Source organism: Phenylobacterium sp. Root700 (assembly GCF_001429025.1).
Lineage (GTDB): Bacteria > Pseudomonadota > Alphaproteobacteria > Caulobacterales > Caulobacteraceae > Phenylobacterium.
The window spans coordinates 261,578-269,191 of the sequence record NZ_LMHT01000011.1 but is presented as its reverse complement, the minus strand read 5'-3'; the positions used below and the strand labels follow the sequence as shown (position 1 = coordinate 269,191).

The 7,614-nt window shown below is 68.0% G+C and carries 5 protein-coding genes and 1 pseudogene; 1 reads left to right on the top strand and 5 read right to left on the bottom strand.

The genetic code is table 11. The annotated features are described in order from the left end of the window. Positions 1-78 precede the first annotated feature (78 nt). From recN to ASE02_RS06795, 4 genes and pseudogenes are all read right to left on the bottom strand, one after another. Entirely contained in the window at positions 79-1,776 is a 1,698-nt protein-coding gene (gene recN / locus ASE02_RS06810; protein WP_056732454.1) for a DNA repair protein RecN, read from the bottom strand. A gap of 239 nt (positions 1,777-2,015) precedes the next feature. After that, positions 2,016-2,879, bottom strand: a pseudogene (locus tag ASE02_RS06805) (outer membrane protein assembly factor BamD); the annotation flags it as partial. A gap of 121 nt (positions 2,880-3,000) precedes the next feature. Continuing rightward, positions 3,001-3,894 (bottom strand): UDP-3-O-acyl-N-acetylglucosamine deacetylase, encoded by an 894-nt coding sequence (gene lpxC / locus ASE02_RS06800; RefSeq protein WP_056732452.1) that lies wholly within the window; start codon positions 3,892-3,894, stop codon positions 3,001-3,003. Positions 3,895-4,187: 293 nt separating this feature from the next. After that, on the bottom strand, positions 4,188-4,445 hold the full coding sequence (locus ASE02_RS06795; protein WP_156405939.1) for a hypothetical protein: 258 nt from the start codon (positions 4,443-4,445) through the stop codon (positions 4,188-4,190). Positions 4,446-4,947: 502 nt separating this feature from the next. On the opposite strand from ASE02_RS06795, the gene ASE02_RS06790 reads away from it, so the two are divergent. Next, positions 4,948-5,733 carry a GNAT family N-acetyltransferase gene (locus ASE02_RS06790; protein WP_200957622.1) on the top strand — a complete coding sequence of 262 codons (786 nt, stop codon included), beginning with the start codon at positions 4,948-4,950 and terminating at the stop codon, positions 5,731-5,733. 57 nt (positions 5,734-5,790) lie between these two features. Here ASE02_RS06790 and ftsZ read toward each other — a convergent pair whose 3' ends face one another. Further along, positions 5,791-7,389 carry a cell division protein FtsZ gene (gene ftsZ, locus ASE02_RS06785; protein WP_056732448.1) on the bottom strand — a complete coding sequence of 533 codons (1,599 nt, stop codon included), beginning with the start codon at positions 7,387-7,389 and terminating at the stop codon, positions 5,791-5,793. Positions 7,390-7,614: the final 225 nt, after the last annotated feature.

Below are 7,614 nucleotides of genomic sequence, written 5' to 3'. Positions count from 1 at the left end.
CCGCCGTGGCCGCGGTCAAAGTCCCCCTCAGCCGGCTGCGCCGACAGCTCCCCCAAGGGGGGAGCATCTACGATCATCTCAGGCATCCATCAGGGCCCTGGCCGCAGCGCGCGCGGCGTCGGTGATTTGAGCGCCGGCCAGCATGCGGGCGATTTCTTCCTCGCGGTCCTCCAGGGACAGCGTCTCGACGGCGGTGCGGATCCGCTCGCTGTCGCCGGCCTTGGAGATTCGCCAGTGCGCCTCGGCGCGGGCGGCGACCTGCGGCGAATGGGTGACGACCAACACCTGGGCGTCGGCGGCCAGCCGCTTGAGGCGCAGGCCCACGGCGTCGGCGACGGCGCCGCCTACCCCCTGGTCGACTTCATCGAAGATCATCAGCGGCTGCGGGCCCTCGGCGCGGCCGGCCAGCGAGGCCTTCAGCGCCAAGGCGAACCGCGCCAGCTCCCCGCCCGAAGCGATGGCGCCCAGGTCGCCGAACGGTGCCCCGGGATTGGTGGCGATCTCGAAGGCGACGCGGTCCTGGCCGGTGGGACCGGCGCGGTCCTCGGCCAGGGTTTCAACGGCCACCCGGAACCGGGCCTTGTCGAGCTTGAGCGGCGCCAGCTCGGCCATGACCGAGGTCGCCAGCCGATCGCCGGCCGCGCGACGCGCGTCCGACAGCTTGCCGGCGTCAGCCAGATAGGCGGCGCGCGCGGCGGCGACGGCGGCGTCGGCGGCCTTCAAATCGTCCTCGGAGGACTCCATCGCCCGCAGGCGCTCGGCGAAGCGCACCCGCAGGATCGGCAGCTCCTCGACGCTGACCGACAGCTTGCGAGCCATGGCGCGCAGCTCGAACAGCCGCTCCTCGGTCTTTTCCAACTGGTCGGGTCGGAAGTCGAAGGCGTCGGCGACGGCGTCGACGGCGGCCTCGGCCTCCTGGGCCTCGCTGAACACCCGGTCGATGGCGGTGCTGGCGGCGGCCAGCCGCGTGACGGCAGCTCCGTCCTCAGCCGCCCCAGCGGCGATGGCCCGGGTCCTGGCGTGCTCGACGGCGCGCACGGCTTGGGCCAGACGCCCGGTCAGGCCGTCGAAGGCCTGGCGGGCCTCGGAAATGTCGGTCAGCGCCTTCTCGGCGGCGCCCAGGATGGCGCGCTCCTCGGCCAGCTTCACCTCTTCGCCCTCGTGCGGGTCCAGCCGGTCAAGCTCGGAGAGCCGCAGGGCCAGCTCCTCGGACTCCGCGGCGGCGCGCTCGACCGCCTCGCGCAGCTCGTCGGCGCGGCCGCGGGCGGCGCGCCATGCGGTCCAGCGCTGGGCGACAGCGGTGTTCAGGGTCGCCAGCGCTCCATAGGCGTCCAGCAACGGCCGATGCGTGCGGGCGTCCAGCAGGCCGACCGTCTCGTGCTGGCCGTGAACCTCCAGCAGCATCTCGCTCAGTTCGCGCAGCACCGTGGCGCTGGTGGCCTGGTCATTGACGAAGGCGCGGCTGCGGCCGTCGGCCGACAGCGTGCGGCGCAGGACTAGATCCTCGTCGCGCGCGTAGGAGATGCCCTTCTCTTCCAGGATCTCCCAGATGGGATGGGCCTGCGCAGGCGCGAACACCGCCGAGACGACGGCCTGATTCGAGCCCTGGCGCACCAGGCCTGCTTCTGCGCGCGCGCCCGTGGCGAGGCCCAGGGCGTCGAGAATGATCGACTTCCCCGCCCCTGTCTCGCCCGTAAGCGCCGTAAGGCCCGGACCTATCGAAAGGTCCAGCGCCTCGATCAGCACCACGTCGCGGATCCATAGTCCGATCAGCATGTCGGCAAGATCGCCTGGAATCAGACGGCGCGGAAGCCGTCAGTTCACATAAAGTTCTATTTGTCGTCGCCGCCCTTCATGAACGGCAGGCGGGAGAGCAGACCCTTGCGCTTCGCAGGCTCAGCCTTGGCCGGTTCGGCCGGGGCTGGAGCAGCCTCGGGCGCGCTCGGCGCGGCCTGAACCGCCGGCGGCGCAGCCGACACCTGGTCAGCGACTGGGGCGGCCGGCGCGTCGGCGACCGGCGGCTTCACGGTGGCGTCCTTGTCCTTCACGAACGGCAGGCGCGAGATCAGGCTGCGGCGCTCGTTCTGGGCCGGCTCGACGGCGGGGCGCAGGCCCTTGTCGGTCAGCAGCCGGTAGGCGTCGCGATACCAGGCGTCGCCCGGATAGTTGTAGCCCAGCACCGCACCGTTGCGCTTGGCTTCTTCGCCCAGGCCCAGGGTCAGATAGGCCTCGACCAGGCGATAGAGCGCCTCGGGCGTGTGGCTGGTGGTCTGATAGCGATCGATGACGGTCTTGAACCGGCCGACCGCGGCCAGGGTGTCGCCCTGACGCAGGTAGTAGCGGCCGATGGTCATTTCCTTGCCGGCCAACTGGTCGTTGACCATGTCGATCTTCAGGCGCGCATCGGCGGCGTATTCGGTGCGCGGATAGCGCTGGACGATTTCCTGCAGGTTGTTCAGCGCCTGGCCGGTCGCGGCCTGGTCGCGCCCCACATCGACGATCTGCTCGAAATAGCAGATGGCCTTCAGATAGTGGGCGTAGGCGGCCGCCGGATTGCCCGGATAGAGCGAGATGAAGCGGTCGGCGTCGCCGATGGCCTCGGCGTAGTCGTTGCCCTGATAGTGGGCGTAGGCGGTCATCAGGATCGCGCGGCGCGACCACTCCGAATAGGGATGCTGACGCTCGACCTCGCCGAAATACTGAACGGCCTGGTTCCACAGGCCACGGTCCAACCGGTCGGCGCCGGTGGCGTAGAGCAGCTCGACGGGCCGCTCCTCATAGGCGAGCCGTGGTTTCTTGTCCTTGCCGGCGCAGCCGGCCAGAGCGAGGACGGCGACGCTGACGACGAGAGCCGTGCGAGTCCGGGAATTGCGAAGCAAGGACACCTACACCTCAAATGGAACGACGCGCGCCCCCGCGCCGCGAGTCCCCGCTTCTACATCATGCAATGCGGGGCGCAAATGCGGCGAAGACGTTGGGACGTAGGAGAATCCCTGACGGTCAGACCGCCTGGGCGAGTTCCGTCACCAGGGTGCGGTAGCGCCACGACTTCGGCGAGGCCAGAAGCGCACGAACCAGCTGGTTGTTGACGCCGTGTCCGGCCAGCACGCCCTCGAAACGGCCAAGGATCGGCGCGCCCAGCACATAGAGGTCGCCAATGGCGTCCAGGGCCTTGTGGCGCACGAATTCGTCCGGGCGGCGCAGGCCCTCCGGATTGAGGATTCGGTCGCCCTCGATGACGACGGCGTTCTCCATCGAGCCGCCGCGGGCCAGGCCGATGCTGCGCAGGTACTCGACCTCGTGCAGGAAGCCGAAGGTCCGGCAGTTGGCCAGTTCGGTGCGGAAGGCGCGCTCGTCCATCACCATGTCGATCCGCTGACGCCCGATGGCGGCGGAATCGAAGGCGATCTCGAAGGCGACTTCGAAATGGTCCGAAGGCGTCAGGGTGGCGCGCTTGTCGCCGTCGATGAATTCGATGGGTTCGATGATCTCGATATAGCGGCGCGGCGCATCCTGCGGACGGCGGCCGGCGCGGTCGAGGATTTGCACGAAGGGCGCCGACGAGCCGTCCATGATCGGCATTTCCGGGCCGTCCAGCTCGACCACTGCGTTGTCGATCCCCAGCATGACCATAGCGGCCATCAGGTGTTCGATGGTGGAGACGCTGACGCCGGCGGCGTTCTCGATCACGGTGCCCAGCTGGGTCTTGGTGACGGCCTCGCCCGACACCGGAACCCGGTTGTCGCGGTCGGTCACGTCGGTGCGGACAAAGACGATGCCGGAATCGGCGGGAGCGGCTCGAACAGCCACGCGGGTGTAGGCGCCGGTGTGGACGCCGACGCCGGCGAAGATGGCCGGACCCTGCAGGGTGTTCTGAAACTCTTGTGCGCGCAAAGCTCGCTGCCTTCTCGGTTCGATCTTGCGGCCGGAGTGGCCACGGTACGCCCCAGCTGTCAGATAAGGGATTATGCTGCGGCGCCGCAAAACACTTCCTGTTTCGCAATGTTTCGCTTTGGGACGCTTAAGATTCCCTTAGGAATCAAGGCGAAAGCGGGGCGAGTTGCGGGCTCGCGGAGGCCCTTGGTTGGGGGCGTTTGGGAGCAGGCCTTCTCCAAACTGAGGCTGCCGGAGTAGCCCCTCACCAAAGCTCGATAATGGCGGTTCTCCGCCATCGACCTAGCGCCCTACTAGATGGACGGCTCCTGTTGCTGAAAGCGGACGGCCACTCCCTCGGCTTCGATCGTGCCCTGGAGCCCGAAAGCGGCCTCGATGCTCATGAGAAACCCTCGCTCGCAACGTTCCACCTTCAATACGTCCACCACCGACTGAGGGTGAAAATCCACCAGGTCCACAGCGCGGATGTGCTCAAACTCGAACGTGACCCGGCCAGGTTCGTCACTGCGATAGTTGCCTTCCGCATCCAAAGGCCACGTCCTGAGCGTCAAGCTACCTGATCCCGCTATCGAGATCCGAAAGTCCAAGACTGGACAATCGCCGAAGGTCGGCGCCGCTCCAATCCACGCGCAAAGTGCTGGGCCGCCAACGATCTGTTCGAGCGGATCTATCATCTCGCAATTCTCACACGATAGGAGACGCCAGCCCTAACCTACTTCGGCGCCCCTGAAGATCTCGCGAAGGCCCGAAACCTGTAAGGCCCGGCCCAGGCCGATCACGCGCTCGCCGCCGAGTTCGGGCGTTGGCTCCAGGCGGAGGGGCGACGGGACGCCAAGACTCCGGTGCTCGAAGGACCGCGTTGACCGACCTGAACTGCGCCCTGTAGCGTTCACCCCAGCGCAGATCACGCGGGAGGCGACGATGAAGACATCCAACGCAAGTTCATCGAGCGTGGCGCACGGCGTGAGCCAAGTTTCCGGCTAACTCCCGACCGTCACGATATCGGGCCGACCGGCCCAGCGGGCGCACGCGCCCTGTGACGAGACACTTTCAATGCCTATTCCAATCCAAGCCGCCCCGACGGGCGCGGCCGCTCCTGCCCTGTCGGCCTGGAGCCTTATCAACACCGAACTGCGGGCGCGGTTTTGCCTGACGCCTGACGGCCGCATCGAGCGCGAGGCCGACCCCGATGGATCGCCTGGACCGCTGATGTTCCTGGCCGGCTGCGATAGCGGCAATCTCATCTCGTTCGGGCACGAGCTTCCGGGTGATCTCGCCCATGAGCTAACTGTCCTCGCCGCCACCGAACCACCTCTGGCGACGCCGGACAGTGCTCCGGTCCACCTTGAGCGATATCTTGAACTCCTGGCGCCGCTGGGAACCGTCGAGACGCATCCTGGCCTCAGCTTCCATCTGCCCCACGGGTCGCCGGCGCCGACCACCGCGCCGTTTGTCGCCTCGGGAACCGCCGAGGGCGCACGCCTGGAGGCGGACCTCGCCCGCGACGGCATGCCGCCCGACCTGGTCGAGATGGGGTTTCGCGATGTCAGCGACCTCTGGGCGCCGTGGTGCCTGGCCTTGCAAGACGGCCAGATCGCCTCCCTGGCTTTCGCCGCAAGGCTGGGCGCAGGCGGCGCCGAGCTTGGGTTGGCGACCTTGCCGGCCTTCCGGGGGCGAGGACTGGCCGCCGCGGCCACAGCCGGGTGGAGCGCCCTGCCCGCCCTGGCCGATCGCACGCTGTTCTACAGCACGGCGAAGGCGAACCTCGCCTCCCAGCGGGTCGTCGCCAAGCTGAGGTTGAGGTTCATCGGCCCGACCTGGGACATTTCCAGGGCCTGAAACGCAAAATGGCCGGGCGCGAGCCCGGCCATTCCACGTATCGATCAGTGAAGGTCTTTAGTTGGCCAGGCGGCGCAGGAAGGACGGGATTTCCAGGTCTTCCTGGTTCTCCACCTGGGCCTCTTCCATGGGCTGCTCGGCCGGCATCGCTCCGCCACGGCTGACCGGGGCTTGGCGTTGCGGCGCGGGGGCCGGGGTTTCGTAGCGCGGACGGCTGCCGAACAGGCTCAGGAAACCGCCGCGTTGCGGGCGACGATCCTCATAGGCGGCCTCTGCGAACAGCGGCTCCTCGTCATGTTCCTCGACCATCGGATCGATGATCTTGGTCAGCGGACGGCTGATCTGCGGCTCGGGAGCCGACACCACCGGGGCCGGGGCGGGAGCCGCGGCGACGGGAGCGGAATAGAGATCGCCCTGCTCTTCTTCCTCGAAGGTCGCGACCAGCGGAGCCGGCGCAGGCGTCGGGATCGGCGCGGGCGCGGCGGCCTGAGGCGTCGGCGGCACGTAGGCCGCAGGCTCCGGGTAACGCGGCGCGGGCCGGTCGGCGAAGCTCGGCGGCGCCGGACGCTCATAGGACGGGGTCGTGCGCATCACCGGCTGGGTGACGGGCGCGGGACGGCCGACATCGGCGCGCAGCGGCGGGGCGGTGAGCGGCATCCGCTCGGCCTTCGGCTCAATGGCGGCGATCGAGGCGCCGTCCATGCCGGTGGCGACCACGGAAACCCGGATCATGCCTTCCAGCGTCGGATCGAAGGCCGCGCCGAAGATGATGTTGGCCTCGGCGTCGACCTGCTCGGAGATCGCGTTCGCGGCTTCGTCGACTTCCAGCAGGGTCATGTCGAGACCGCCGGTGACGTTGACCAGGACCGCCTTGGCGCCCTTCAGCGAAACTTCGTCCAGCAGCGGGTTGGCGATGGCGTTCTGGGCGGCCATCAGGGCGCGATCGTCGCCGGTCGCCTCCCCGGTGCCCATCATCGCCTTGCCCATCTCGGTCATGACCGTGCGGACGTCGGCGAAGTCGAGGTTGATCAGGCCCGGCAGCACCATCAGGTCGGTGATCGAGCGGACGCCCGAGTGCAGGACCTGGTCGGCCATGCCGAAAGCTTCGGCGAAGGTGGTGCGTTCGTTGGCGACCCGGAACAGGTTCTGGTTCGGGATGACGATCAGGGTGTCGACGTAGCGCTGCAGCTCGCCGATGCCGGCGTCGGCCAGGCGCATCCGGTGACGGCCTTCGAAGTGGAAGGGCTTGGTGACCACGCCCACCGTCAGGATGCCGCGTTCACGCGCGCACTTGGCGATGATCGGCGCGGCGCCAGTGCCGGTGCCGCCGCCCATGCCGGCGGTGATGAAGATCATGTGGGCGCCGTCGAGGTGTTCGCCGATCTCGGGGATCGACTCCTCGGCTGCGCTCATCCCGACCTCAGGATGCGCCCCGGCCCCGAGGCCCTGGGTCACCTGAACGCCCAGCTGGATGCGCCGGTCGGTCTTGGAGAAGGAAAGCTGTTGAGCGTCGGTGTTGGCGACGACGAACTCGACGCCTTCCAGCCCGGCCTCAATCATATTGTTGACAGCGTTACCGCCGGCGCCCCCGACGCCGAAGACGACGATGCGCGGCTTGAGTTCGGTCGCGCGCGGCGCGGAAAGTGCAATAGCCATTGGGACCCTATGTCCTCCGTACCGTGGTCAAGGGAACCGTCGGCGACCCGCCCGCCTGGCTCCCGCGACGGCAGGCGTTAAGGAAGCGCCCACCATCGTTAATTGGCGGTTAACTGCATAAGGCGAGTCGGAGCCGCGTCGACCCGGATCAACCGGCATCCACAACAAAATTTCTTGCTGTGTAAGGCTTGGCCGTTAACCACGCCGCTCGGCGGCGGCGTCACG